This is a genomic window from Pedobacter sp. (genome assembly GCF_035317785.1).
In the GTDB taxonomy this organism is placed as follows: Bacteria; Bacteroidota; Bacteroidia; order Sphingobacteriales; family Sphingobacteriaceae; genus Pedobacter.
Window position 1 is genome coordinate 1 of record NZ_DATHGC010000306.1, and the last position, 26,708, is coordinate 26,708.

Here is a 26,708-nt window from a genome sequence, read left to right on the forward strand (position 1 = left end):
TTTTGCAATGGCATCGATCAGGTTGCTGGTCACAATGGTTTTAACTATATACTGATCGCCTGTCAGTTTTCCTTTTTCTTCCCAGGCACTCAGCAGATAGTTAATCAGCAGGCTTCCGGTCTGATTACCGTTGAGCAGCACAAATTCACCATCGTTGTTCTTTACAGCGATGCCTACTCTATCGGCGTCGGGGTCCGTAGCCAGGACAAGGTCTGCATCAATTTGCTCCGCTTTCCTGAGCGCCAGCGTAAGGGCCTCTTTTTCTTCCGGGTTTGGATAAATCACAGTAGGGAAGTTTCCGTCGGGAGTACTTTGCTCTTCAACAAGTGTCACATTCGAAAAACCAAATTGCGCTAATGCTTTAGGAACAAGTGTGATGCCGGTACCGTGTATGGGAGAGTAGACAATTTTAAGGTCTTTCTGACGGGCGATGGCTTCCGGAGATACCGATAAGGCAGTGATCTTATCTAAATAAGATTGGTCCAGATCTTCTCCGATAAGCTCAAAATTGGCATCGATACGCGTAAATTTAACTTCATCTATGCTTTTTATCTTAGCCACTTCGTCCATCACCATCGTGTCATCGGGTGCAGTAAACTGGCCTCCGTCTGTACCATATGCTTTATAACCATTGTATTCCTTGGGGTTGTGTGAGGCAGTCAGCATTACTCCGCTGCGACATCCCAGTTCACGGATGGCAAAAGAAAGTTCAGGTGTCGGCCTTAGTGCTTTAAAGAAATAGACGTGGATCCCGTTGGCAGAAAATACATCTGCTGTAATGCCAGCGAAATAATCAGAGTTGTTCCTGCTGTCGTGCGCTATGGCTACTTTAATCTTTTCACCAGGATATTTATGAAGCAAATAGTTGCTCAGGCCCTGGGTAGCGGTACCGATCGTGTATTTATTAATTCTGTTAGAGCCAGCCCCCATGATTCCACGCAATCCGCCAGTTCCGAACTCCAGATTTCTATAAAATGAATCAGTAAGCTCAGTATAAGATTCTTTATCTAACAGATTTTGTATTTCGGCTTTAGTTTTTTGGTCATAATTGCCATTTAGCCATTCGTTGATCGTAGTTTGGGTAGCTGCTTCTAATTGCATATTCTTTAGGTGTATTGTTAACGGATTTATAGAGAAACAAATTGAATATTGTGAAGTTTTGTTGGGTAATTTTATTTAATTTCACGCCCTAATATAAGTATATAACCAATTTTACTAAAATATTTATTAACCTTTAAAAATTAAACGATTCATAGTGAAGCTTGTAGTAGATAGAACAGTGCGGGCATGCTATAAATTTTAACGATTAACAACGATGAAGATATTAAAGTTTGGAGGAACTTCAGTTGGAAGCCCTGAGCGGATGAAAAAATTGCTGGATATTATTGATCCCGCAGAAGAACAAATTGTAGTGTTGTCGGCGGTGTCCGGTACGACCAATAGTTTAGTGGAAATTTCAGCCAAACTTTTAAAGGAAGATAAACAGGCGGCGTTAACGCTGATTAACGCATTGCATCAAAAATATAATGAATTTGTAATTGAACTTTTGCCGGAAGGTGATTTTCGTGAGCAGGGCCGGGAAGTTGTGGACTATCATTTTAATTTCCTGGGTACGCTGGTAAATGACCTTTTCACGCCGATCGAGGAAAAAGTGGTTCTGGCGCAGGGCGAGCTGCTTTCGACAACTTTATACCACATTTACTTAAAATCCATAGGTGTTGCCTCTGTGTTATTGCCTGCCCTGGATTTTATGAAAACTGATGAAGACAATGAGCCGGATGTTCCTTTTACTACTGCACATCTTCAGCCGATCCTGGATCAAAACAAAGGAACCAAACTTTTTATTACCCAGGGATTCATCTGCAGAAACAGCTTTGGAGAGGTAGATAACCTGAGAAGAGGGGGTAGTGATTACACGGCTTCTTTATTGGGGGCTGCAATACTTGCCGAAGAAGTTCAGATCTGGACAGACATTGATGGAATGCATAATAATGATCCAAGGATCGTAAAGGGTACAAAGCCTATCGCCCAGCTGTCTTTTGACGAGGCTGCCGAGCTTGCTTATTTTGGAGCTAAGATCCTGCATCCGCAGTCGGTTTTTCCTGCACAGAAATATAAAATCCCTGTGAGGTTGTTAAATACGATGGAGCCTAAGGCACCAGGTACGCTGATCTCAACTGAAAGTGAGAAGGGCAAAATCAAATCCATTGCCGCTAAGGATGGCATTACTGCGATCAAGATCCAGTCGAGCAGGATGTTGCTGGCATATGGTTTCCTGAGACGGGTATTTGAGATCTTTGAACGTTATAAAACGCCAATTGATATGATCACCACTTCTGAAGTAGCCGTTTCACTGACTATTGATTTTACGGACAACCTGGATCAGATCGTTGAAGAACTGCATGCTTTTGGTAGTGTAGAAATTGACAGTAACCAATCTATAGTATGTGTGGTGGGTGATTTTAGTGCTTCTAAACACGGCTTTGCTGCACGTGTACTGGATGCCATCAAACACATTCCATTGCGTATGATCTCCTATGGGGGAAGCAGTTATAACATCTCTCTGCTCATCAATACAGAAGATAAGAACGAGGCATTAAAGAGCTTGCATAACCGTCTTTTTGACTAAGTAAGTTATCGCTTTTTAAGCCAGACCAGAATGCCAATGAATATAAAAATGAGCATAATAAAGAGCCTTAACCTTTTGTTGTACTCATTTGTACTGATCTTTTGATTTTTATAATCGGCATAATTACCAATATAGATCAGGCCCAGGACAAGTAAAAAGAATACAATAAGAAATTTGAACATTATGTTTTCTAATAAAGATATAGTAGAGTTCGCAAATTTAGAAACACCTTTCTATTATTACGACCTTAATTTGCTGCAGCAAACCCTAAGCAATTGTGCAGACGCTGCGAAAGTATACAATTTTCATGTGCATTATGCCATGAAAGCGAATTTCAATGCCAGGGTGTTACAAAAAATCAAATCAACAGGCTTTGGTGCTGATTGTGTAAGCGGTGGTGAGGTAAGCAAGGCAATTGAAATCGGTTTCGATAAAAAGCAGATTGTTTTTGCCGGCGTGGGTAAATCAGATAAGGAAATTAATAATGCTTTAGACCAGGATATATTTTGCTTTAACGTGGAATCTGTTCAGGAGCTTGAGGTGATCAATGAACTCGCTGCTTTTAAAGGGAAAATAGCCAGGGTAGCAATCAGGATCAATCCTAATGTGGATGCACATACGCATCATAACATCACTACAGGGTTGGATGAGAATAAGTTTGGTGTCAATTCATGGGATTTGCCGCAATGCGCGGAAACATTAAAGGTTTCTGAGCACATTGAATTTATAGGTATTCATTTTCACATCGGATCCCAGATCACTAATCTTGATGTATATAAAAATTTATGTGTCAGGGTAAATGAATTTGCTTTGTGGTTTGAGGAGAGGGGTTTTACGGTCAAAATATTAAATGTAGGTGGCGGTTTAGGAATTGATTATCATCACCCGGAACAGCAGATTCCGGATTTTGCGAACTACTTTAAGATCTTTTCGAATTTTTTAGAAGTTAAACCTGGCCAGGAAGTACATTTTGAACTGGGAAGGGCACTGGTTGGGCAATGCGCATCTCTGATCAGCAAGGTGTTATATGTAAAGAATGGGAAGAAAAAGAACTTTGTTGTATTGGATGCAGGAATGACCGAACTGATGCGTCCGGCATTGTACCAGGCTTACCATAAAATTGAGAATTTAACAAGAGGTGATAAGGTAGCGTTAAAATATGATATTGTAGGGCCCATTTGTGAAAGCACAGACTGCTTTGGAAAAGAAGTAGAGCAGCCTGAAACTTTTAGAGGAGACCTTTATGCAATCAGGAGTGCAGGAGCCTATGGAGAGGTTATGGCTTCCAAATACAACCTCAGGGATGAGATCAGGTCGGCTTACAGCGAAGATATTTAGTCTTCAAAGAAGTCTTGCAGCCCGCCCAGGTAATATTCATTGATGCCTGAAGTAAAATCGTCATAATCCTGGTCCGGTATGTTGGTTTGTATAAATTCCAGTGACGTGCCTTTTTTGTCAGCATGCAATTTAATAGTGACTATTGACGGGTCGTTTTCTTCCCCAAAATACCATTGCTGTACGATCTTTTTGCCATAGTCAAATTCCAGGTTTTTGCCTGAGATGTCACCGTCCCAAAATGAAAACTCTGTTCCGGCTTCTTCTCTAAATTCTACTTCGGCGCCGGTCCATAACTGGATGCTTTGCGCTTTGGTCAATGCCAGATAGACTTCTTCAGGAGAGGCGGGGAGATAGTAGTATTTTTTAAATGTTTTCATTGTTGTCATTTGTTTCTGTTAAAGGTTTTAGTTGGATCTGCTCGTCCTTTTTTGCATAAAAATGGTCATGATACTTGGCCAGGGCCAATTGCCACACGGATTTAGGATAAGTAAATACAAATGTCTGTTTTACACGTTCAGACGCCAATAGATACCACACGAAAATAATACAATAGATCAGTGATCCAAAAACACTTCCCAAATCTTTTGGGTTTACAAACGTTTTGCCCAAAATAGAGTTCATAGACGACGCAATTGCGGTATCAAAAATAAGAAATCCCAAATGACCTGTAGTTATAATAATGAAATGTTTTGGGAAACTCTTTCTTCGTTGAAAAAACAATATCAGGCAAAACACACTATATGTAAATAAAAAGGCATATATCATCGCTTCTGCAATGAATGTGAACTTAAGCAGTCCTTCCCAATTTCCAAAATTAGCTAATCCATTCCAAGCCTCGTTTTTGAACATCCGTATGAGGAATGGGCCGGTTAGAAGGATTATTGGAAAAATCATGACCCTCATTGCAATTAAAACCAGCCAGCCGCCTATTGGGAGTGCATCGGCAATGTCCTCTATAATAAATGGTTCATTTTTTTTATATAATTTTAAGAAGAAGAGAGCAGAGCCCGCCAGACAGAATAGGTATGGGATCAGCATATAAAAATTTATATGATTATTAGCTTCTGCTGTTCCTCCGCGTTTAATATAGTGGGTCAGGTATTCATCAATCTTCTTGATGTCCTTTGCATAATCTTTGATCTTATCGTTCTCAAGATAGCCAACTGAGTTGCGAAAAGTGTAGCTAAATTTTATTTCTCTCGGACGTTGTATTTGATACATGTCAAAATAATAGCTGTCATTTTCAATCTGGAATGTGTCATCACCAACGGATACATTATAAGGCATGTCTACAGTGATATTTTGTTCAATATTGATGTAGTCTTTTAAAGCTAACGGGGCGAGTCTCTTTTTTGTGGTAATTTTCCTCAGTTCAGAACTGATCATGTCGCCATAAAAATAAACTACCTGATCTTTGATTTCATTGTTCTCGTTCCAGATGTTCCCAATTTCATATGATTCCGTCACTTCAATTACGTTCCCCTCTTCATTATCCTCTACTTTTATCTGCTCCTTTGTCTCGATTTCGGGGTATAATTTGGCCAGGTATTCCAGAAAACTTTTCTCCATCCCATCAGTTCCTGATTCAGCGATCTGACGTCTCAATTCATCTGCATAATTATCTGAGTATATGCTGGTAACCAATAAAGAAGATTTTGCCGCAGACACGGTATCTGCTAAATTGAATCTAAGGTTCGCAATTAGTTTGCCCAATGGCTTTCTTTCTATTTTTTCTAGCGTATTAACCCCCTTTTTGATAATAAGCACTGAGCCATAATCGGGCGCATAAAAACTATCGAAAGTGCCTCGCTGGTAACTTATGGTCGGATCTATCCATGTTTTATAATTGTTGTAATCTACCAATACGATTACGTGATTAAAAACAAATGGACTAGGCAGATATTCGTCAGTTTTTATGGTAGTGTAAGTGTTTGCGTAAGTCATGTATGCATTGATGCCCTGTGCTTTGAGAAGGTGGACCAATAGTAATGATTTGTCTTTACAATCTCCGTACCGCTGTAAAAGCACTTTTTCAGGAGAGTTTGGCCGGTGAGAATAAATACCGATCTCGATGCCCATGTACCTGATCTCATCTTGTACGAAACGCGTCGCGAGTGTAATGTATTTTTTTAGATCAGCGCCTGATTCTGCCCTTAACTCTTTAACTTTTTTATCCACCAGTGGAGTTCTGAGGTTAGTGTAATCGTTAATAGAAAGCGCCCATTGTACAACTTCATTCCAATTTTTATATTCTGAAAGCTGGGTTCTTTTCAACGGATTATACCAGGTGGGCTCATAATCAGCAGCCCGGTAAGTTTTGGTAAGCGTACTTTCCCATTCGTAAATCCTCAAACCGTTTTTTTCTGAAATATGGGGATTTTCATTGAAGTTGAAATTCTTCAGGGCTAATGAACGGGATTTGCTTAAAATTATATTGTTGTAAATATGTCCCACGCTGCTGGAGCCCTCAAAATAAAAAGCATCGGCATATTTTTTACCAAAGACAGGATTTAAACCTGTGATCGTATAGGAGAATTCAATGCGATCGTTTTTTCTCACATCATCCAGAAGCATAAAAGCATCAAATGTACCGCTATATATAAATCTTGATAGTTCTTTTTCAGTCTGCAATAACTTAAAATCATTGATTTTTAGTCGATTATAGGATTTTCCATCGCGCCACACCAATATCTTATGAAAAATTAGTTTTTGGAAACTGGGATCATAAGTGACTGAGATCTGGGACCCGTTCTGGACTCCGGCATCAGATACAATTTCCCTGATCAGGCGATGGTAATCTTCATGTAGTTCGAGATGACTTTGACTTTCATAGAACGAAGCAAAATATCCTTCAGAAATATCTTTGGGCGATGGCTTTAAGTTCTTTGGCTTTACTTTAACGATCCATGATGGCTCGTTATTATTTACAAAGAAATTCTTTTGTTGTCCATAACTAAAACTGGCAATTGCAGACGAGAATAAAAAAATCAAAAGAACTTTCATCGGGGAGAAAAAGCCATATAAATGCACGAATGGCGTTGAGAGCATATTACAAAACATAAGCTTTATATAATTCAGAGTAGCTAATGTATAAATTTATTTAAAAGCATTTATACCAGTCACATCCATTCCGGTAATTAATAAGTGAATATCATGAGTGCCTTCATAAGTTACCACAGATTCCAGGTTCATCATATGTCTCATGATGGAATACTCACCGGTTATACCCATACCACCAAGCATTTGCCTTGCATTTCTGGCAACATCCAGCGCAATTTCAACACTGTTTCTCTTGGCCATGGAAATCTGTTCTGCTGTTGCCCTGTTTTCACTTTTTAATACACCTAAGCGCCATACGAGTAATTGTCCCTTGGTGATCTCTGTAATCATTTCAGCCAGTTTCTTTTGCTGCAGCTGAAAGCCGCCGATCGGTTTTCCAAATTGTACCCTTTCTTTTGAGTAACGGAGGGCGGTGTCATAACAGTCCATTGCTGCACCCAATGCACCCCAGGCAATGCCATATCTTGCCTGGTTCAGACAACCCAGAGGGCCCTTCAGGCCGCTGATCTCCGGAAATACATTTTCCTTTGGGATCTTTACATTGTCAAATACCAGTTCGCCCGTTGCAGAAGCCCTTAAACTCCATTTGCCATGGGTTTCCGGAGTAGTAAAGCCATCCATGCCACGTTCAACTACCATTCCCCTGATCTTCCCTGCCTCATCTTTGGCCCATACCACAGCAATGTCCGCAAATGGTGCATTGGAGATCCACATCTTCGCACCGTTCAGTATATAGTGACTGCCGTTGTCTTTAATGTTGGTCACCATACCCCCGGGGTTGGATCCATGATCAGGTTCAGTCAATCCAAAACAACCCATCAATTCCCCGTTAGCCAGTTTAGGCAGATATTTTAAGCGCTGTTCTTCAGTGCCATAAGCAAAGATGGGATACATGACCAATGAGCCCTGCACGGAAGCTGTGGATCTGATCCCGGAATCACCGCGCTCAATTTCCTGCATCAGGATCCCATATGCCGTATAATCCAGACCTGCTCCTCCATATTCTACCGGAATAGTTGGCCCAAAGGCACCGATCTCTGCAAGACCTTTGATCAGCTGTTTGGGGAATTCAGCCCGCTGTGCATAATCTTCTATAATTGGGCTTACTTCTTTTTTGACCCATTCCCTTGCTGTGGCCCTGATCAGCTTATGTTCATCCGTGAATAATTCATCGAGTAAATAATAATCAGGAGATTCGTAAAGGTCTTTTTTGGCAGATTTATTCATTGTTTACACTATATTTGGTCAAGAAATCAGCTGTACCTTTCAAAGGTAATCATTTACCACAAGGCAAGCTTAAAAGCAAAGGATAATTTAATTTTCATTAATGAGCGATAATCCAAAATATATTCAAACTGTTGCGCTTAGAGACGTAAAATGTTTCGCACTCCATGGATATTATCCTGAAGAACAGCTTACAGGAATTTATTTTATGGTGGATGCAGTAGTTACATTTGAACCCGACAATGATACAGAGGACTTGCTACACACGGTGAATTATGAAGTGTTAAATACCATCATTCTGGAAGAAATGAAACGCACGCAAAAGATGCTGGAGACTGTTGTAAAGAATATCCTGGACAGGGTCGTAGAGCGCTACCCCTTTGTACACTCTGCAGAGGTGGGCATTAGAAAACTAAATCCTCCGATGCCGGGACAAATAGGGCATTCCTTCGTACAGCTGAGTTACAGTAACCCAACAACAAAGCAGTAACCACGATGCTATACCATAAAATCACCCCGGAGCTTCTTGATCTGATCAGGAAAATAGCTGGCATAGCTAATGTGTTTACTGATAGTGAGTCTTTAAGTACTTATTCACATGATGAAACGGAAGACCTGAAATATTATCCGGAAGTAGTTGTCAAGCCTGAAAATGCGGGTATTATTGCCGGGTTATTAAAATTCTGCAACATACATCATATACCACTGACGCCAAGAGGTGGCGGAACTGGCCTGAGTGGGGGTGCGCTTCCTGTTTATGGTGGAGTGTTGTTGTCAATGGAACGGTTTAAATCAATAATAAATATTGATACTGAAAACCTGCAGGCTACCGTAGAACCAGGCGTCATCACTGAAGAGTTTATCAATGCCGTTGCTGAGCATGGCTTGCTTTACCCAGTGGATCCCTCCAGTAAGGGGTCCTGCTTTATTGGAGGCAATGTCGCCCACGGCTCTGGAGGGCCGAGGGTGGTTAAATATGGTACAATCAGAGAATATATTTTGAATCTCGAGGTGGTGTTGCCGACTGGCGAGATCATCTGGACCGGAGCCAATACTTTAAAATATGCATCTGGTTATAATCTGACACAGTTGATGATTGGTTCTGAAGGAACTTTGGGTATAGTCACCAAGATCGTCACTAAACTGATCTCTAAAACTCTTCACAGTGTTTTGATGCTGGCTTCATTCAGCAGGAATGAGAATGCCTGCGCAGCTGTCTCAGCTATATTCAGGGCTGGCGTAACTCCGTCTGCGCTGGAATTTATGGAGCGGAAAGGGGTTGAGTGGGTGATTAAGTTTGATGATATCAAATTTGATCTGAAGGATGGTGTCAGCGCTTTTCTGCTTATTGAATTTGATGGAAATGACACGGATACCATATTCAAAGATTGCGAAAAGGTAAACATGGTGTTGGAAGAATATGGCTGCAATGATGTTCTTTTCGCGGATACTGCGCAGCAGAAAGAAGATCTATGGCGTATGCGGCGCATTATGCCTGAATCTGTAAAATCAAATTCGGTATACAAAGAGGAAGACACAGTTGTACCCCGTGCTGCATTGCCGAAACTGATCGGCGGAATTAAGGAAATAGGCTCGAGGTACGGTTTTGAAAGTATATGTTATGGTCATGCCGGGGACGGAAACCTGCACATCAATATCATTAAAGCCGGAATGAGCGATGACGACTGGAAAAATAAACTTAAAGATGGCATTGCAGAAATATTTGTGCTTACCGCAGATCTTGGAGGAACCATCTCGGGAGAGCATGGTATTGGATTGGTGCAAAAAGAGTTTATGCCGATTAAATATCAAGAGGTCAGTCTAAACCTGATGCGCTCAATTAAAAAAGTGTTTGATCCAAACAATATATTAAACCCTGGCAAGATATTTTAAGGTTGGGATGGCTTAGCAGGCGATTATCGGACTTAATTCTCCGATAACTGTTCAAATACGATCATTTTATTTCTCTCATGCTCTGGTATGGGCGTCGAAGCTTTAGCATTATAGTCAAAGGCAACACAGACGGTTTTACCCCTACTGCAGATTACTTCCTTACTGCCTTCCATCTTAATGAGCAGGTATTCCAGGTCAAAACTCGTTTTTCCAATCCTTGATGTTCTTACGTACACGCTGATCTTATCATCGATTAATATTGGTTTGATGTAGTCTAAAGTAGCTTGCGCGAGAACAACTCCTGTTTTCTTCCAATCCCAATGGATGGCTTGTGCCCAGTATTTACTTCTGGCAATTTCCATGTAGGTGAAATATACTGCATTGTTTACGTGACCCATCATATCGAAATCGGCAAACCTGGTTTCCAGAGCGGTTTTATACTTAAAACTGTCTAATTGATTGACTATGTCTGCCTTTTTGTCTGATTCTTTTGGATTTGTACGCCAAAGTGTCTTAAATATCATAGAAATTCGGGTTGGTATAAGAGTTGAATATATGGTTAGTATAAAAAGAAAACTTAAAATAGGAGATTATAAAAATGACATTAGTAAAATTTAACAACAGGACCAGAAACACAGCACCTTACTTTAACAATGTTTTTGACTCTTTGTTTAGCGAGGCGTTAAATAAAAATTTAACTGTAAATAAAGTTCCGGGAGTAAACATTTTGGAAACTGAACAGGATTATAAAATCGAAGTGGCTGCTCCCGGACTGGCAAAAGAAGATTTTCAGATCAATCTGAAAAAAGATACCTTGTCTGTTTGGGTAGAAAAAAAAGAAATTGAAACAGAAGTTAAGAAAGATTATACCCGTAAAGAATTTGAGTATTCCTCATTCGCGAGGTCCTTTGTATTACCTGAAAGCGTAAATGTAGATAGCATCACTGCGGAATATGTGAATGGAATCTTAAACATAACTATAGGTAAAGACGATGTTAAATCACAAAACAAAGAGATAAAAGTTTCATAATAAGTTAGAGTTTGGTTTTTAAGGTTGAGGGGTGTGCCGGAGGGCATGCCCCTTTTTTCTAGGTATAACCAAGGATCTTTAGTACCTGTTTACTGTTTTGTTCTTCCCCGAAAACCTCAAAGTTAAAGGTTTCGTCACGATTTCTTCTGATGATCACATGCTTTGGACTAGGCAGAAGACAATGGTGGATGCCACCATAACCACTTAATACTTCCTGATATGCCCCGGTATTGAAAAAACCTAAATATTGTACTTTTCTTGTCTTTGGCATAAACACACTGTTCATATGTGCTTCCTGGTTGTAATAATCCTGTCCGTCACAGGTAATACCGCCGAGGTTGACCCGTTCATACTCTGCATCCCAGTTGTTGACAGGCAACAAGATGTATTTTTGGTTAAGCGCCCATACATCCGGGAGATTTGTGATAAATGAACCATCAAGCATCAGCCACTTCTCTCTGTCATTTTGCTGTTTACGGCCCAATACTTTATAGAGAATCCCTGAGGCCTCTGCAACAGTATATTTGCCAAATTCAGTAATGATATCCGGTTCTACCACATCGTGCTCTGCACAGATCTCTTTGATCCTTTTGACGATCTCATTGACCATATATTCATAATCGAAGTCGAATACAAGGGAGTCCTTAAATGGCATACCGCCACCGATATCCAAGGTGTCCAGCTCAGGATTGATCTTCTTAAATTTGCAATACAGGGTTACATATTTTTCCAGCTCGTTCCAGTAGTACGGAGAGTCCGTAATACCGGAATTGATGAAAAAGTGAAGTAGTTTTACCCTGAAGTTGGGATTTGCGGAGATTTTATTGTTGTAAAAGTCGATCACGTCTTCCATACGTACACCCAGTCGGGAAGTATAGAATTGTGAATCTGGCTGTTCCTCTGCCGCGATCCGGATCCCCAGATTACACGGGGTGTCCATTTCCACCTCGTCATCAAAGAGGTTAAATTCCTCTTTATTGTCCAGGACCGGGATGATATTTTTATAGCCGTCGTGCAGCATATCTATAATATACTGCTTGTACTGGTAGGTTTTGAAACCATTGCAGATCACCGTAATGTCTTTGTTCAAAGCGCCCTTTTTTTCCAGTGCCTCGATCATTGGCATGTCAAAGGCAGATGAGGTTTCTAAGTGAATCCCGTTCTTGAGTGCTTCCTCGACAATGTGACGAAAGTGAGAGCTTTTTGTACAATAGCAGTATTTGTAATCTCCGCGATAATTATTTTTGATGATCGCCGTCTGAAAAAGCAGCTTGGCCTGCTGGATCTTTTTACTGATCATCGGCAAATAGGTAAAACGCAATGGGGTTCCATAGGTTTCAATCATTTCCATTAGATTCAGATCCTGAAAATACAATTCATCGTCTATAACGCTATAGCCTTCCTGAGGAAAACCAACACTTAGATCAAGAAATTCCGAGTAACTCTGCATTTATAGTTAAAATAATTTTTGCAAAAATGTAATTTTAAATCGAGAAAAAACGGTTATTAATTAAAATACTGTCATCGGTAAGTATAAATCTATTTTTTCTTCAGATGGATTTCGGCAAGCATGCACCGGGCACTTCCGCCACCATTTTTTTCTATGGTATCCAAGGACGAATGAACCATACGGCAGTACTTTTCCAAAAGAAAAATCTGTATTTCCGTCAATGATGAATAAGCCTGTTCTGACATCACCAACAGTCCTTCTCCATTTTTGTTCTTTACCTGCAGCATATTGCCCGCAAAATGATTCATCTGGCTGATGCTGATCTCTATGATTTCTTTTCCCGTGTGGATCAGGTACTGCATCACCAGCTCACGTTCCTGGTAATTTTGTATGGATTCCAGACAGATGACCGCAAAATGGTCGCCAAGGCACATCATCACATTGGTATGATAAATTGGAAAGCCATCCTGATCGTCGGCTTTAAAGGTTACAGGAGTGTAACCGGAGAGTCTGCACCAGTCGGCCAGTACTTGCTCATCTGTTCTTAAAGACAAACAGGCATAAGCCAGTTTATGCTCCCGGTCCAGTACCATACTTCCTGTTCCTTCGAGGAAAATCTCCTGGTTTTCATACTCCGAAAGGTCCGTGACCATTTCGATGTTGAATTTGTCTGCTAACTGTTCAATGATGTCTTTCCTGCGTTCCAGACGGCGGTTTTCGGAAAACATAGGGTAGAGGAAGACCTCACCGTTCTCATGGAAAGATATCCAATTATTGGGGAAGATAGAATCTGGTGTTTCCGGATCCAGGGTATCGTTGATCACCGTAACATCCACTCCATTACTGCGCAGCAGTTCTGCGAAATTATCAAATTCCCTTAGAGCTAGTTCCTGAACCCCGTTTTGCTCCGAAGCTTGCTGGAACTTATTGTTTACAGCTGTTTGCCTGTTGAATTTGAAATCAACCGGGCGGATCATTAATATATGGTTGGTAGTTTGCATGTTCATTTTATTGTAACGCATCCCTTAAAATAGGCAGGCTCATACAATGAAAGCCGCCTCTGGCCCGGGAAAGTTCTGCAGAAGGCATTAAAATCAATGTATTACTAATGGTTTCAACATCCGCATTTCCGTTTTCAAGGTCATTCAGCAGATCTTTAACCTTAATGGTGTTGAATCCATTGGCTTTAAATGCTTCAATGGTTTTGTCATTGCGGTCATAGCCCAAAACGACACCTTCCTTAATTGCAAGGAGATTGCAGGAATCAGTCCATTGTTCACGCGCATCGTAAGGAAAAGAACCGTTGCCGCTGTAAAGGAAGCGGGTAGGCTCGGTACTGCCAAGGTCATTTTGACTAATGTCATCCAGCAGGGCCTCTATACTCTCAAAAGTTATGGGAGTTGTTTTGCCTTTTGTAAATTGAAGTATCTCGGTGATTTCCTTATTATCTGCCTCTACCAGAAAATTGATCGGCTCATCAGCGTTTGCCGGTTGATTTTTGGAAATAGAACTGAGCAGCGCCCACATATTCCGCTTGATCTGTGTGAAAACAGTATCAATATGCATAAAATCCCGTTTGTTTGGAATCTTCACTACTGTTACCTTGGTCACTACATTGTTTTCAAACAGCAGCTTTATAGCCTCATTGGCGCCGTAGGCCGACGTTCTTTCACTACAACCAATCAGAACATGGCTGGGGCTTACCATCATCACATCGCCACCCTCCAGTGTAGTTCTGTGGTCTTCCTCTTCACCGGGTCTCAGAAAATGCTGTGCCGGGTCCGGAATCTCCAGTATGTTTTCAGCATAATCTTTAAATACCGGATGGTTAAAAAAGACGTACCGCATGAGCAAGGTTTCTCTGCTGCGTGCTTTTTTTGCCGGTTTATTTAATAAGATGTGCTTGTTTATGGTAATGCCGACATCCCTGGTGAAGATGAGATTGGGAATGGGGGCAAAGATCATGTGATCATTGTTGAGACTTCCGGAGATAAATATTTTGGCAAGTTCCTTCGGATCAGTATCAATCATTTGCTGCTGGAGTTTGTAGGTGCACCCTTCGATGGCGCAGACTGCTGCCGCCAGTTTTTTCCTGATTGAAGAATCCTGCAGTATATCTGAGAGCAGGTTTTGAACCTCTATTACAGCCAATGAATTGTGGAAGTCAGGATGATCCGGTTTGAAGAAACTCCGGTCAGCTTTTTTCGAATCTATTTCCTTTAAATTGCCTTTGATTTTTTGCGGGTCAAGAAAATACATCAAAAGTTTGATGTAATAATCATACTCGCCCCTGCGAATGGTATCGAGGTGTACAATGTCCTCAAAAAGCCAGTCCTGGGCCTTAGAGGGAACTACTTTGCCTAAGCCGCTGTCTGGACTATGGATCAGTAATTTGCGCAGCCTGCCGATCTCTGTACTTACATTTACATTGAAACTCTGGTTTTGCTCAGTCATAATAAGTTTGTAGTTGGACAAATCTATTTAATTTTAGGATAGTATCAAGCAAGCTTTAAGTTCGCCCTTCAAATTTTTTATCTAAATTTGCGGCTATGAATTTTATTATTTCCGAGGTACTGAAAGGTATTAAACAACTTTATAATGAAGATGTCCCTGAAAGTGTGGTCAGCATACAAGATACGCGAAAAGAGTTTGAAGGACAGGTAACCCTGGTAGTTTTTCCTATTGTACGTTTTTCTAAGAAGTCCCCGGAGCAAACCGCAAATGATCTGGGTAATTTCCTGATAGAGAACTTGAAAGAAGTCGTTGCCTTTAACGTTGTAAAGGGGTTTTTGAATTTAAGCATAGCAGATTCCTATTGGTTAAATTTATTCAATAAGGAGTTGCTCGATCCTTCGTTCGGTACTTTTAAACCTAATGGCAAGAAAGTGATGGTGGAATACTCATCACCCAATACAAACAAACCTTTGCATTTAGGTCACGTGAGGAATAACCTGCTGGGATATGCTGTTGCGGAATTGCTGAATGCTGTGGGGTATGAAGTATTCAAGGTAAACCTGGTAAATGACAGGGGTATCCACATCTGTAAATCTATGCTGGCATGGCAAAAATGGGGTAATGGCGAAACTCCTGAGAACTCTTTTCTGAAGGGTGATCACCTGGTGGGAAAATATTATGTAATCTTTGATAAAGAATACAAAAAAGAAATTGATGCACTGAAACAGGAAGGGCAAACTGAGGAAGATGCTAAAAAGAACGCTCCGCTGATCAAAGAAGCGCAAAAAATGCTTCAGGACTGGGAAGCAGGTGATCCTTCGGTAATTGATCTCTGGAAGACCATGAACGGATGGGTGTACGATGGGTTTTCGGTGACCTATAAAAACCTTGGAGTCGATTTTGATAAATATTACTACGAAAGTAATACCTACTTGTTAGGGAAAGATACCGTTGAAGAGGGCCTTCAAAAAGGAGTTTTCTTTAAGAAACCAGACGGTTCTGTGTGGATAGATCTGACCGCTGACGGTTTAGACCAGAAGCTCGTCCTGCGTGCTGACGGCACTTCTGTATACATTACCCAGGATTTGGGGACGGCTGAAATGAAATATGACGATTTCAAAATGGATGAGTCTATCTATGTGGTGGGCAACGAACAGGACTACCACTTTAAAGTGCTGTTTCTGATCCTCCAAAAACTAGGTAAAAGCTGGGCGCAGGGACTTTACCATTTGTCTTATGGAATGGTTGACTTACCAAGCGGTAAAATGAAATCCCGCGAGGGGACTGTAGTGGACGCCGATGATCTTGTTGCCGAGATGGTGGAGACTGCAAAGCAAAAAACAGAACTACTTGGTAAAGTGAATGGTTTCTCTGAAGAAGAAAAGGAGAGTCTGTATTATCAGATTGGCATGGGGGCATTGAAATACTTCCTGTTAAAAGTAGAACCTAAAAAGCGGCTATTGTTTGATCCCGCCGAGTCAATTGATTTTCAGGGAAACACTGGACCTTTTATACAATATACCCATGCCCGTATCAAATCTTTGCTGGGCAAAGCGGGGTTCACTGTAAACAAAGCTGTAGACGTGGCAATTACCGCAACAGAATTGGATATGATCCTGTTACTGTCTAAATATCCTTTGGAACTGACGGAAGCGGCTAAAGCGCATAGTCCGGCTACTCTGGCCAACTATCTTTATGAGGTCGCCAAAATGTTCAATAAGTTCTATCATGAAGTACCGCCCATAATTAAAGAAGAAGATGAGGATTTGAAGCAGCACCGTCTGAATTTAAGTGCAGTAACTGCCGGAATTTTAAAATCTGGAATGAAGATTCTTGGTATCGGAGTTCCTGAAAGAATGTAACCTGTTTTAGAGCGATAAGAGAAACAAAAGAGAAGGAATTTAATCCTTTTCTTTTGTTTTTTCCACACCTGGTTTTGCAGGTACTGGCTTCTTTTTCCTAAACGAGGCAAAGGTCATTGGGCTTTTTGACGGCCGCTCGTCTCCCAATAAAACACCCCATTGTTTAAACGTTTCTGTCCTGTCAAAAATGACTTTTAGTACAGCGATGACCGGCATGGAAAGAAACATTCCGGACACTCCGGCAATACTGCCCCCTATAATTACTCCAAGAATAGCAAATAAAGCATTTATCTTGACCTTAGAGCCTACTATTCTGGGCATCAGTATATTATTGTCCAGGAATTGAACTACTGCTATAACCAGTAATACGGTAATGACCGGCCAGAGTTCAGTTGAAGATGTAAGGGTCAGTAATACGCCAATCAGATTGCCGATCAATGCCCCAACGTAAGGAATGAGGTTCAGCATAGCGAAAATAACCCCGATCAATAAAGCATGTTTGATACCTACGATCATCAATATACCGCCAAGCAAAATGGTCATATAGGTCACCTGGATCAGCAGGCCAACTAAATAGTTTTTAATGATGGATTCGGTTTCATAAATGGCATCCTTCACTTTATGATGGTGGTCGGGTTTGAACCACATGAATATGAAACGCAGCAAAATATCTTTATAAAAAAGCATCAGGTAAATATAAATTGGCAACAGACCTACAAAAACAAATATAGAACTGAGGGTAACAGCTGCTCCGCTGGCTGCTTTTCCAGCCATGCCCAGCATATCGTTGCTTTTGTCATTAATGAATTTGACCTGCTCTTTGGTAGAAAAATCGCTGATGCTGCTTACCCAGCTGCTCAGTGCGTTAAGATGAATGCCGACGTTGCGTTTGATCTGCGGGAAATCCTGTATCAATGATCCGACCTGCATCGAAAAAAACCAAACGATGAGACCCAGCAATATCGCCACAAGCAGTATCGGAACAATGATAGCTGCCGGCTCAGGGAATTTGTGCTTTCTTAAAAAGCGGAAGACCGGTAAAAGCATGATGCTGATGAAGAAGGCCATAAGTACCGGCATAATGATATTATGGGCAATAACCAATATGGCGATAACCAATACTAATCCCAGAAGTTCAATTGATCGTCTGACGGTGAGCGGCATGTCTGTCATAGTTTAATTTTAGCTGTTTATTTAATAATAAGGTAAAAAGACTTATATATTCATTTTGTAACAGTAAAAGGTACGAAATGTTTGGGTAGTTTTGCGGGTATGATTACAAACGAGACAATAGTCGCCTTATCTACACCACCCGGAGTGGGTGCTATTGGTGTGATACGTCTTTCGGGAAAAGAAGCAATAAGTATTACCAATAGTGTTTTTAGCGGTAAGGACTTATTGAAACAGGAATCACATACCATACATTTTGGTTTAATTAAGGATGGTGAAACGGTTATTGATGAGGTGCTTGTGAGTTTGTTCATTGCGCCAAAATCGTATACCAAAGAAAATGTGGTGGAGATCTCCTGCCATGGTTCAAATTACATCATCCAGAAGATCATCACATTGCTTATCAAACATGGAGCGTCTGCAGCCAAGCCAGGAGAATTTACTCTAAGGGCCTTTTTAAATGGCGGCTTGGATCTTTCTCAGGCAGAGGCGGTCGCAGATCTGATCTCTTCTGATTCTGCCGCTGCCCATCAGGTGGCGATGAACCAGTTGAGAGGTGGATTTAGCACGGAATTAAACATATTGCGGGAGCAGCTGATCCATTTTGCTTCTATGATAGAGCTGGAGCTGGATTTTGCTGAAGAAGATGTGGAATTTGCCAACAGGGACCAATTGCAGGAGCTCATTAACAAAATTACCATTGTATTAAACAAACTGATCCGTTCTTTTGAACTCGGGAATGTAATTAAAGAAGGAATCAATACAGTAATTGCCGGAAGGCCAAATGCTGGTAAATCTACTTTATTGAACGCTTTGCTGAATGAGGACAGGGCAATCGTGAGTGAAATTGCCGGAACGACAAGAGACACCATAGAGGAAGTACTCAACATCAACGGCATCAACTTCAGACTGATCGACACAGCCGGTATCCGTGAAGCAAAGGATACTATAGAAGCCATTGGCGTCGAAAAAACAATGCAAAAGATCAGCCAGTCAGCAGTGCTGGTGTATGTATTTGATGTGATCAATTTATCTGCAGATGAGATCCGTGAAGATATTGAACGCCTGAATAAACCTGGTGTGGCATTTTTGGCCGTAGCCAATAAGATGGACCTTTCATTTAGTGACCGCTTAAAAGAACTTAAGCTTCCGGCTGATATTCAGTTTATTGCCATTTCTGCAAGAGAACATCAGCATATTGAAGAATTGAAGACCCTCATGTACGATACAGCCGTAGGAGACAGGTTATCTGATAACCATACAATGATAACCAATATAAGACACGTTGAGGCACTGCAAAGAACACAGGAAGCCTTAAACAATGTAGCAAATGGATTGAATAACCCAGTTACTTCAGATTTCCTGGCAATGGATATTAAGCAGGCGTTACATTATTTGGGCGAAATTACGGGGCAGGTTACTACGGATGATCTGCTGGAGAACATATTTAGTAAGTTCTGCATCGGCAAATAATTTATTAAAGCACGTATTCCTCATTGATTGGCTTCACCGGATCGGGAACATTACTTTCTCCGAGCATCTCTAAAAGATTGATCTCTATAGTTCTGGTAATTTGATTTAGCGGGATAGCGGCAGAGTTATTTTCAAAAGGATTCATGAGGCTCATGCCATTTATCTGCGTAGATACATATACAAAGCCCACCAGCCAGCCCAGGAAAATAGACCAAATGCCAGCCTGGGTGCTGGTTACCAGGGTAAGGGACACGACAAAAAGCCAGATAAAAGCCTTGGTGAAATAAATGTAAGCCGTAGGAAATACAGTGTTACTGATACGTTCTGACATACCCATTGCGTCTGTAAACCTAACTATCAGCTGATTCATTTCTATAAAACGGAAGCCGTCTATTTTGTTGTCTTTACTGAGCTGCTGAAGACATTCTGATTGCAGCAATAAAATGGCGTTGGGTATATTGGTATGGGTCTTGATCTCGTTTAATTCTCCTGGACTGAGATATTGTCCATAGGTTTCATCAACCGCACCCCGCAGATTGGCCTTTAGTGCGTAAAGAAAGGCAATCTGCCGGTATACCAGCCGCTGCTTTAGGTATGTATGTGGTGTGGTTTCCGTTTCATTTTGTGAAATATAGCTGATGGCCGCCCTTGCCCAGGACCTGGAATCGTTGACCAATGAACCCCATATTTTACGGGCTTCCCACCAACGGTCATAAGCCTGGTTGTTATTGAACCCAACAAAAAATGCGATTGCGGTTCCCAGAACGGTAGGTATGATGGCAGGTATTTCAAAGTGATGCCTGATCAAAAAAGTCCTGATCATGTAGGCACCAGTACAGGACACGATCATGATCAGATCTACCTGCCAGGTATTTTTAAGAATTCTGCTAAGCCGGATTTTTTGGGTTAAGTACATTTATTAATGGTCAGGGATTAATGACGTCTGGATCGACCTAATATAAGAATTATCTCACCACTCTCTGTCTGTATTGAAGCGGTGATTTTGCTTTTAATTTCTTAAACTGTCTGTTGAAATTTGACATGTTGTTAAAACCGCTCTCATAACAGATGCTGGAAATATTATCCCTGTCTTCCAGAAGCAGTTTGCAGGCATGCCCAATCCTGACTTCATTGAGGAAATTTGAAAACGCCTTCCGGGTACTCGCCTTAAAGAAACGGCAGAAAGAAGGAACAGACATATTTGCAATTTCCGCCACTTCCGCTAATGAAATGTCTTTTTGGAAATTCCTCATAATGTATTCATTTACTCTCGTGATCCGGTCATTATCTGATACACTGTGTTGCCGGACAAAGCCCGGATTGGCCAGGAGTTGCAATTCTTCGGATGCAGAAAGCATTTCAAGGATTGACAGCAGCCGGATAATTCTCTGATGTCCGTTCAGGCGGTACATGTCATACATCATTGCTGAAACCTGCTGCCGGCTATGTCCAAGTATCTTTATCCCAAATTTCGCTTTATGAAACAGCTGGTTTACATGAATCATCTCCGGAAGACTGAAGAAATCTTTACCTAAGAAATCCTCTTTGAAATGAATCACTATGGCTTCTGCCCTTAGTGACGGATCGCCCTGATAATAGATGGGGTCATTTTGATATGCATGTGGGAGGTTGGGTCCCATGAATACCAGATCTCCATCAGAAAAACGTTCTTCGTGATCCCCTACAATTCTTATTCCGGTACTTTTTACCACCAGTACCAATTCATATTCCGGATGATAATGCCATGGAGTAGGGTAATACGGATAGTTATCTTTCTGCAAAACAAAAGAATTTTTGGGCTCTAAAATTAACTTTTCATGGAGTGCCTTCATAACTAATATAAAGCTACAAATATATTTAATGCTGCAGTAAGGTATATTTTTTCGGAAAACCGAAGGCCAATAAAGTCAAAAGATTTGCAACAACTGATCAGAAAGTATCAGAATGGAAGGACCTGGTTCTCTATATTCGTTTGTTATTGACAGAAAAAAACCAAATTAGAATTATAAATCTAAATCTTGAAAATTATGGACGGCATAGTTTTGACACAACAACAAAAAGAACAATATGAGGAGAATGGGTATCTGATCCTGTCAAAGTTCCTCAATGGGGAAGAAGTCCGGCTGTTATATGGAATAGCAACTGAAGACAAGATCATGCGATCCAATGCAATGGACTTTAATGACCAGTCAAATAAAAGCACCAAACTGACTTTATGGTTTACTCCGGGAGAAGATGTCTATAGCTTACTGATCAGAAGTCAAAGTATAGTAGATGCGGTTCAAACGTTATTGGGGGATGGCGAAGTCTGTCATTTTCATTCCAAACTGATGCAAAAAGAGCCAAAGGTCGGAGGGGCCTGGGAATGGCATCAGGATTACGGGTATTGGTATAAGAATGGATTTTTATATCCGGAGGCCATGATCAGTGTCATGCTTGCGCTAACGGAAGCAAATCTGCAAAATGGGTGTCTGCAGGTATTAAAGGGCTCACACAAGATGGGCCGGCTGGAACATTCTTTTGCAGGGGAGCAACAGGGCGCGGATATGAATTTTGTAGAGCAGGCACTTACACGGCTGGAAAAAGTTGAGGTGGTGCTGAATTCAGGTGACCTGTTGTTCTTCCATAGCAATCTGCTGCACATGTCTGAAGCCAATTTATCTGATAAGGCCCGCTGGTCACTCATATCGGCCTATAACCTCAGCTACAACATACCATTCAGGGAAAAAAATACGTCGTGCATTACCCCGGTAAACGTTGTTGCTGATGATGCATTTTTAACATCAGGAGTGAGAGGTCTGTCGCAAGACTCGGACTTTCTCAAGAAAGAAAACGAAATCACCCTGAAAGAAAATTGATGGCCAGATCAGCAGCAGACTTAAGTTTTGATTACCTGCCCCGCATGCCAAAAAACAAGCGTTTCGGGATCGGATGCATCGGCGCTGGTTTTATTATGGCGGATTGTCATTTGGTAGCCTACAAGACAGCGGGCTTTAATCCTGTTGCGATTGCTTCCAGATCTCCGCAAACTACCTGGGAAGTTGCCCGGCGGCACCAGATCGGTAAAACCTATGATTCGTACTCTGATCTGCTCCAAAATAAAGAAATTGAAATCCTGGATATTGCCGTACCTCCAGGCATTCAGCTGGAAATTATCCGTGAAGCCGTAAAACATGCCGGCCGCATAAAGGGAATTCTGGTACAAAAACCGATGGGAGCCAGTTTTGCCGAAGCACTGGAAATCGTATCATTATGTGAAGACGCAGGAATAAAGCTGGGCGTAAACCAAAATATGCGTTACGACCAGTCGGTCAGGGCATGCAGATCAGCTTTAGATCAGGGGCTTTTGGGTACACCTGTATTTGCTTCCATTGATATGCGCGCTATCCCGCATTGGGCGCCCTGGCAGCAGGCATTGGGCTTTGTTACCCTGCGCACCATGAGTATACATCACCTGGATACATTCAGATACTTATTTGGTGATCCTGAAAGGGTTTTTGCCAGCGTAGCCAAGGATCCGCGGACAATGAAAAAATTTGACCATGAAGACGGTATCGCATTGTATATTTTAGAATATGCAAACGGGTTCAGGGCTTCTGCCTGGGATGATGTCTGGACTGGCCCATCTGGAGAAGGTGTTGCTAGTGATCTCTACATCAACTGGAGGGTCGAAGGCACGGAAGGCTTGGCTAAAGGCACCATCGGCTGGCCCTTTTTTCCGGAGCGGGTCCCTAGTACCATAGACTTGTCTGTAACTAGGTTCCCGGGAGAATGGATCAGCCCGAGATGGACTGAAGCATGGTTCCCCGATGCTTTCGCAGGCCCGATGGCGCAGCTGCTTTGTGCTGTGGAAGACGGGCTCGATCCCGAAATCAGCGGAAAAGACAATTTGAAAACAATGGCCCTGGTAGATGCCTGCTACCTATCCGTAAAGGAGCACAGGGCGGTGGAAATAAATGAAATCATTAACCCATGATACAGACAGGAATATTCACAGGCTACTTTCCTTATTCCCTGGCAGAAACTGCCAGACGGATAAGGGATCTTAAGTTTAATAACATACAGCTGGACGTTGGCTTTAAGGACATCGACCTTTCGACTGACAAGATAACCAAAGAGAAGTGTAAACTGATCCGGGAGACTTTTCAGCGGTATGATCTGCCCGTAAGCTGCATATCAGGATATACCAATCTGGTTCATCCCGACCCAGTCAAAAGGAAGAAAAACCTGGATCACCTCAAACAGATCATTCGCTTTGCACATGAACTGGGATCGCCCTATGTGGTCAGTGAAACCGGCACTTTTGACCGTGACAGCGATTGGGTTCATCATCCGAAGAACAAAACAGAAGAAGGTTACCAGGATTGCAGGACCGTTATAGCAGATATTGTTGCTCATGCGAGAGACCACGGAGTGACATTTTTAGTCGAGACCTATGTAAATAATGTGATCGGTTCCGTTGAGGAAACGCTGCAGCTTTTTGCGGATATCAACGATTCTCACCTGGCACTGCTGATGGATCCGACAAATTACTTTGAAGATCATAATATTGATAAAATGGACTTTACCTTAAATCACATCTTTGATAACCTGTCTGATAAGGTCCGGATCGCTCACGCAAAGGATGTAAAGCGGTCTTCTGAAAATCATGGTGTTCAAATGGCCGATATTGATGCCAGTGAGGCGCATGCGCTCAGGGGTGTAGGGGTAATAGACTTACCTGCCCCCGGTTTGGGATCATTGAACTACGACCTATACTTACAGCGTCTGATCCAGAGGCATCCGGATATTCCGTTAATTATAGAACACCTGGACGAAGCCGATGTCCCAAGGGCTAAAGCATTCATTGACGGTAAATTATTGGCAAACAGATAAAATAGAACATGAAATTTCTTTTGATCTTCATCTTATTTTCCATTTCAGTGCTGTTCGTTAAGATCGGCAGATCTGATGCAGATCATTCTGATATCCCTGGTCTGGATACTGCCAATTATCACGCCGGCTTGTACCTTCCAAAGGGATTTACCGCCACAGTCTGGGCGGAATCACCACAGTTCTATAATCCGACAAATATGGATGTGGATGCAAAAGGCCGTGTTTGGGTAACAGAAGCTGTAAATTACCGGAACTACAACAACGATTCGACCAAATATTTTCATCATGGCAAAGGAGACCGGGTCATGATTCTGGAAGATACCGACGGTGACGGAAAGAGCGACAAGTCTAAAGTATTTGTTGAAGATAAGGATCTGGTTTCTCCACTGGGAATCGCTGTTGTCGGAAATAAAGTAATCGTTTCCTGTGCACCTTCGATCATAGTTTATACTGATACTGACGGGGATGACCAACCGGACTCCAAAGAGATATTTTTAACGGGTTTTGGAGGAAAAGACCATGACCACAGCCTGCATTCCGTAGTTGCCGGACCTGATGGCAAGTGGTATTTTAATGCCGGAAATGCCGGTCCGCATAAAGTAAGGGACAAAGCAGGCTGGAATTTACGCTCGGGCAGCATCTATACAGGAGGCAGTCCTTACAATAAAGAAAATGCAGGCGGTCTGAAAAGTGACGATGGCAAGGTCTGGGTAGGCGGATTGGCGATGCGCATACGGGAGGATGGAAAAGGATTGGAAGTATTGGCGCATAATTTCAGGAATGCATATGAACTGGCATTAGATTCTTACGGAAATATGTGGCAGAGCGACAATGATGATCAGGTGGTCACCTGTCGTACCAGTTGGGTAATGGAGGGCGGCAACGCAGGGTATTTCAGTGCTGACGGCAACCGCTACTGGCAGGCTGATCAGCGCCCCGGACAAAGCACATTTACCGCTCACTGGCATCAGGAAGACCCCGGTGTAGCACCTGCTGGCGACAATACCGGCGCAGGCTCACCTACGGGTATGGTTGTCTATGAAGGGGATGCTTTTGGTGAGCAGTATCGCGGTATGCTGCTGAGCTGCGAAGCAGGCAAAAATGTAATCTATGGATACCTGCCAAAACCAAAGGGAGCGGGTTTTGAACTCAGCAGAAAAAACTTCATTTCGACATTAAAAGCTGTTGATGACAATTACAAATGGGACGAAAGAGTTACTGATGAAGGCAAATGGTTTCGTCCGAGTGACATTTCTGTTGGTACTGATGGTGCTTTGTACATTGCCGACTGGTATGACCCGGTTGTGGGCGGTCATAAGATGGATGACCAAAAGGGTTTTGGCAGGATCTACAGAATCACGCCAGCCGGAAAAAAACTGAAATCTCCGGGCATTAAACTCAATACGATAAAAGGTCAGATAACAGCCTTATTAAATCCTGCGATTAACGTCAGGAACGGAGGGTTTTTAGCACTCAGGGCCCAGGGTGAAAAAGTAATCGGCCAGGTGAAGTCTGTCCTTAATTCAGACAATTCATTTCATCGGGCACGTGCAGTGTGGCTAATGGCTCAGCTGGGCGGGAAAGGAAAGTCAGAGGTGAAAAAGTTACTAAAAGACAGTGACGCTGCAATCCGTTTAACTGCATTCAGGGCCCTAAAGGAAGATAAGCGTCTATTGTCTGAAATATTAAATGTGGCGGTCCATGATCCGTCCCCCGCGGTCAGGCGGGAAGCCGCGATAGTACTGAGAGACCTGCCTGCCGATAGCGCTGCACCTTTGATCGTAACCCTGGCCAGGCAGTTTGACGGAGAAGACCGCTGGTATTTAAATGCATTAGGTATAGCGGCCATGGGAAAGGAAGAGGAGGTGTATGCAGCAATTAAACAAAATATCGGAAATAGTGACCCTTTGCAATGGAGTAAAGAATTTGCTGCAATTGCCTGGAGAATCCATCCGGTATCTGCTGTCAGGGATCTGGAAACAAGAGCAGGCAGCCAAAAGCTGCCTAAAGAAGAACGGAAAAAAGCAATAGTGGCTTTAGCCTTTATCCATACACCAGAAAGCGTGGAGTCAATGCTCAGGCTGGAAAAAAGTCGATTGGCTGATGTAAAGGAACACGCCGGTTATTGGCTGAATTTTCGCAAGAGCAATGATTGGTTTGCTTTGCATAAATGGTCTGAGACTGAAGGAGAGAAAGATAAGGACCTGGCACCAAATTTAGAAATGGCGCGGTTTCAGGCCAATCTGATGG

General features: G+C 42.1%; 22 protein-coding genes. 11 read left to right on the forward strand and 11 right to left on the reverse strand.

Annotated elements, in window-relative coordinates; translation table 11 throughout:
• A partial coding sequence (locus VK541_RS19145; protein ID WP_324372021.1) for a phospho-sugar mutase occupies positions 1-1,101 on the reverse strand: 1,101 nt, incomplete at its 3' end.
• Between the two features lie 214 nt (positions 1,102-1,315).
• Here VK541_RS19145 and VK541_RS19150 point away from each other — a divergent pair.
• Both VK541_RS19150 and lysA read left to right on the forward strand, forming a co-directional pair.
• Complete coding sequence (locus tag VK541_RS19150; RefSeq protein WP_324372022.1) at positions 1,316-2,629, forward strand: aspartate kinase; 1,314 nt, start codon at positions 1,316-1,318, stop codon at positions 2,627-2,629.
• A gap of 183 nt (positions 2,630-2,812) precedes the next feature.
• The gene (lysA, locus tag VK541_RS19155) at positions 2,813-3,967 is read left to right on the forward strand and encodes a diaminopimelate decarboxylase (protein ID WP_324372023.1); all 1,155 of its coding nucleotides are present in this window, start codon (positions 2,813-2,815) and stop codon (positions 3,965-3,967) included.
• On the opposite strand, the gene VK541_RS19160 is transcribed toward lysA, so the two are convergent.
• Genes VK541_RS19160 through VK541_RS19170 form a run of 3 tightly spaced genes read right to left on the reverse strand, consistent with a single transcriptional unit; the run spans position 3,964 to position 8,254 of the window.
• Positions 3,964-4,344: an SRPBCC domain-containing protein gene (locus VK541_RS19160; protein ID WP_324372024.1), complete on the reverse strand. Its 381-nt coding sequence runs from the start codon at positions 4,342-4,344 to the stop codon at positions 3,964-3,966. The genes lysA and VK541_RS19160 overlap by 4 nt on opposite strands.
• Positions 4,331-7,015 (reverse strand): DUF3857 domain-containing protein, encoded by a 2,685-nt coding sequence (locus VK541_RS19165; protein ID WP_324372025.1) that lies wholly within the window; start codon positions 7,013-7,015, stop codon positions 4,331-4,333. The genes VK541_RS19160 and VK541_RS19165 overlap by 14 nt, the downstream gene beginning before the upstream one ends.
• A 48-nt stretch (positions 7,016-7,063) precedes the next feature.
• The gene (locus VK541_RS19170; protein ID WP_324372026.1) at positions 7,064-8,254 is read right to left on the reverse strand and encodes an acyl-CoA dehydrogenase family protein; all 1,191 of its coding nucleotides are present in this window, start codon (positions 8,252-8,254) and stop codon (positions 7,064-7,066) included.
• A gap of 100 nt (positions 8,255-8,354) precedes the next feature.
• Here VK541_RS19170 and VK541_RS19175 point away from each other — a divergent pair, with 100 nt between their 5' ends.
• Both VK541_RS19175 and VK541_RS19180 read left to right on the forward strand, forming a co-directional pair.
• A complete protein-coding gene (locus VK541_RS19175) occupies positions 8,355-8,741 on the forward strand; it encodes a dihydroneopterin aldolase (protein ID WP_324372027.1) in 387 nt (128 codons plus the stop codon).
• A gap of 5 nt (positions 8,742-8,746) precedes the next feature.
• Positions 8,747-10,144 carry an FAD-binding oxidoreductase gene (locus VK541_RS19180; protein ID WP_324372028.1) on the forward strand — a complete coding sequence of 466 codons (1,398 nt, stop codon included), beginning with the start codon at positions 8,747-8,749 and terminating at the stop codon, positions 10,142-10,144.
• A gap of 32 nt (positions 10,145-10,176) precedes the next feature.
• Here VK541_RS19180 and VK541_RS19185 read toward each other — a convergent pair whose 3' ends face one another.
• Positions 10,177-10,668, reverse strand: a complete 492-nt coding sequence (locus tag VK541_RS19185; RefSeq protein ID WP_324372029.1) for an acyl-CoA thioesterase — start codon at positions 10,666-10,668, stop codon at positions 10,177-10,179.
• A 74-nt stretch (positions 10,669-10,742) separates the two neighbouring features.
• Here VK541_RS19185 and VK541_RS19190 point away from each other — a divergent pair, with 74 nt between their 5' ends.
• Entirely contained in the window at positions 10,743-11,174 is a 432-nt protein-coding gene (locus tag VK541_RS19190; RefSeq protein WP_324372030.1) for an Hsp20/alpha crystallin family protein, read from the forward strand.
• Positions 11,175-11,232: 58 nt separating this feature from the next.
• Here the strand turns inward: VK541_RS19190 and VK541_RS19195 are convergent, their stop codons facing one another.
• From VK541_RS19195 to VK541_RS19205, 3 genes are all read right to left on the reverse strand, one after another.
• Entirely contained in the window at positions 11,233-12,624 is a 1,392-nt protein-coding gene (locus VK541_RS19195) for an arginine decarboxylase (RefSeq protein ID WP_285056807.1), read from the reverse strand.
• Positions 12,625-12,713: 89 nt separating this feature from the next.
• Complete coding sequence (ctlX, locus tag VK541_RS19200) at positions 12,714-13,625, reverse strand: citrulline utilization hydrolase CtlX (protein ID WP_324372031.1); 912 nt, start codon at positions 13,623-13,625, stop codon at positions 12,714-12,716.
• A gap of 7 nt (positions 13,626-13,632) precedes the next feature.
• Complete coding sequence (locus VK541_RS19205; protein WP_324372032.1) at positions 13,633-15,078, reverse strand: arginine deiminase family protein; 1,446 nt, start codon at positions 15,076-15,078, stop codon at positions 13,633-13,635.
• A 95-nt stretch (positions 15,079-15,173) separates the two neighbouring features.
• Between VK541_RS19205 and argS the strand changes: the two genes are divergently transcribed.
• On the forward strand, positions 15,174-16,940 hold the full coding sequence (gene argS, locus VK541_RS19210) for an arginine--tRNA ligase (RefSeq protein ID WP_324372033.1): 1,767 nt from the start codon (positions 15,174-15,176) through the stop codon (positions 16,938-16,940).
• 39 nt (positions 16,941-16,979) lie between these two features.
• Here argS and VK541_RS19215 read toward each other — a convergent pair whose 3' ends face one another.
• Complete coding sequence (locus VK541_RS19215; RefSeq protein ID WP_324372034.1) at positions 16,980-18,113, reverse strand: AI-2E family transporter; 1,134 nt, start codon at positions 18,111-18,113, stop codon at positions 16,980-16,982.
• A gap of 99 nt (positions 18,114-18,212) precedes the next feature.
• Here VK541_RS19215 and mnmE point away from each other — a divergent pair, with 99 nt between their 5' ends.
• Positions 18,213-19,583 (forward strand): tRNA uridine-5-carboxymethylaminomethyl(34) synthesis GTPase MnmE, encoded by a 1,371-nt coding sequence (gene mnmE, locus VK541_RS19220; RefSeq protein ID WP_324372036.1) that lies wholly within the window; start codon positions 18,213-18,215, stop codon positions 19,581-19,583.
• A gap of 4 nt (positions 19,584-19,587) precedes the next feature.
• Here mnmE and VK541_RS19225 read toward each other — a convergent pair whose 3' ends face one another.
• Both VK541_RS19225 and VK541_RS19230 read right to left on the reverse strand, forming a co-directional pair.
• Positions 19,588-20,499 (reverse strand): bestrophin family protein, encoded by a 912-nt coding sequence (locus VK541_RS19225; protein ID WP_324372037.1) that lies wholly within the window; start codon positions 20,497-20,499, stop codon positions 19,588-19,590.
• 49 nt (positions 20,500-20,548) lie between these two features.
• On the reverse strand, positions 20,549-21,364 hold the full coding sequence (locus tag VK541_RS19230; protein WP_324372038.1) for an AraC family transcriptional regulator: 816 nt from the start codon (positions 21,362-21,364) through the stop codon (positions 20,549-20,551).
• Positions 21,365-21,610: 246 nt separating this feature from the next.
• Here VK541_RS19230 and VK541_RS19235 point away from each other — a divergent pair, with 246 nt between their 5' ends.
• The 4 genes from VK541_RS19235 to VK541_RS19250 form a co-directional block, all read left to right on the forward strand.
• On the forward strand, positions 21,611-22,441 hold the full coding sequence (locus VK541_RS19235; protein ID WP_324372039.1) for a phytanoyl-CoA dioxygenase family protein: 831 nt from the start codon (positions 21,611-21,613) through the stop codon (positions 22,439-22,441).
• Positions 22,441-23,559: a Gfo/Idh/MocA family oxidoreductase gene (locus tag VK541_RS19240; RefSeq protein ID WP_324372040.1), complete on the forward strand. Its 1,119-nt coding sequence runs from the start codon at positions 22,441-22,443 to the stop codon at positions 23,557-23,559. The genes VK541_RS19235 and VK541_RS19240 overlap by 1 nt, the downstream gene beginning before the upstream one ends.
• Positions 23,556-24,458, forward strand: a complete 903-nt coding sequence (locus tag VK541_RS19245; protein WP_324372041.1) for a sugar phosphate isomerase/epimerase — start codon at positions 23,556-23,558, stop codon at positions 24,456-24,458. The genes VK541_RS19240 and VK541_RS19245 overlap by 4 nt, the downstream gene beginning before the upstream one ends.
• Positions 24,459-24,466: 8 nt before the next feature.
• The coding region (locus VK541_RS19250; protein ID WP_324372043.1) for a PVC-type heme-binding CxxCH protein at positions 24,467-26,708 on the forward strand (2,242 nt) is incomplete at its 3' end.

Bases quoted from the DNA above. Each gene is read 5' to 3' on its own strand.
- VK541_RS19240 (WP_324372040.1), top strand. From the start codon at position 22,441: ATGGCCAGATCAGCAGCAGACTTAAGTTTTGATTACCTGCCCCGCATG.
- VK541_RS19180 (WP_324372028.1), top strand. From the start codon at position 8,747: ATGCTATACCATAAAATCACCCCGGAGCTTCTTGATCTGATCAGGAAA.
- ctlX (WP_324372031.1), bottom strand. From the start codon at position 13,625: ATGCAAACTACCAACCATATATTAATGATCCGCCCGGTTGATTTCAAA.
- VK541_RS19165 (WP_324372025.1), bottom strand. From the start codon at position 7,015: ATGCTCTCAACGCCATTCGTGCATTTATATGGCTTTTTCTCCCCGATG.
- VK541_RS19175 (WP_324372027.1), top strand. From the start codon at position 8,355: ATGAGCGATAATCCAAAATATATTCAAACTGTTGCGCTTAGAGACGTA.
- VK541_RS19245 (WP_324372041.1), top strand. From the start codon at position 23,556: ATGATACAGACAGGAATATTCACAGGCTACTTTCCTTATTCCCTGGCA.
- VK541_RS19190 (WP_324372030.1), top strand. From the start codon at position 10,743: ATGACATTAGTAAAATTTAACAACAGGACCAGAAACACAGCACCTTAC.
- mnmE (WP_324372036.1), top strand. From the start codon at position 18,213: ATGATTACAAACGAGACAATAGTCGCCTTATCTACACCACCCGGAGTG.
- VK541_RS19170 (WP_324372026.1), bottom strand. From the start codon at position 8,254: ATGAATAAATCTGCCAAAAAAGACCTTTACGAATCTCCTGATTATTAT.
- VK541_RS19205 (WP_324372032.1), bottom strand. From the start codon at position 15,078: ATGACTGAGCAAAACCAGAGTTTCAATGTAAATGTAAGTACAGAGATC.
- VK541_RS19160 (WP_324372024.1), bottom strand. From the start codon at position 4,344: ATGAAAACATTTAAAAAATACTACTATCTCCCCGCCTCTCCTGAAGAA.
- VK541_RS19195 (WP_285056807.1), bottom strand. From the start codon at position 12,624: ATGCAGAGTTACTCGGAATTTCTTGATCTAAGTGTTGGTTTTCCTCAG.
- VK541_RS19215 (WP_324372034.1), bottom strand. From the start codon at position 18,113: ATGACAGACATGCCGCTCACCGTCAGACGATCAATTGAACTTCTGGGA.
- VK541_RS19150 (WP_324372022.1), top strand. From the start codon at position 1,316: ATGAAGATATTAAAGTTTGGAGGAACTTCAGTTGGAAGCCCTGAGCGG.
- VK541_RS19225 (WP_324372037.1), bottom strand. From the start codon at position 20,499: ATGTACTTAACCCAAAAAATCCGGCTTAGCAGAATTCTTAAAAATACC.
- argS (WP_324372033.1), top strand. From the start codon at position 15,174: ATGAATTTTATTATTTCCGAGGTACTGAAAGGTATTAAACAACTTTAT.
- VK541_RS19185 (WP_324372029.1), bottom strand. From the start codon at position 10,668: ATGATATTTAAGACACTTTGGCGTACAAATCCAAAAGAATCAGACAAA.
- VK541_RS19235 (WP_324372039.1), top strand. From the start codon at position 21,611: ATGGACGGCATAGTTTTGACACAACAACAAAAAGAACAATATGAGGAG.
- lysA (WP_324372023.1), top strand. From the start codon at position 2,813: ATGTTTTCTAATAAAGATATAGTAGAGTTCGCAAATTTAGAAACACCT.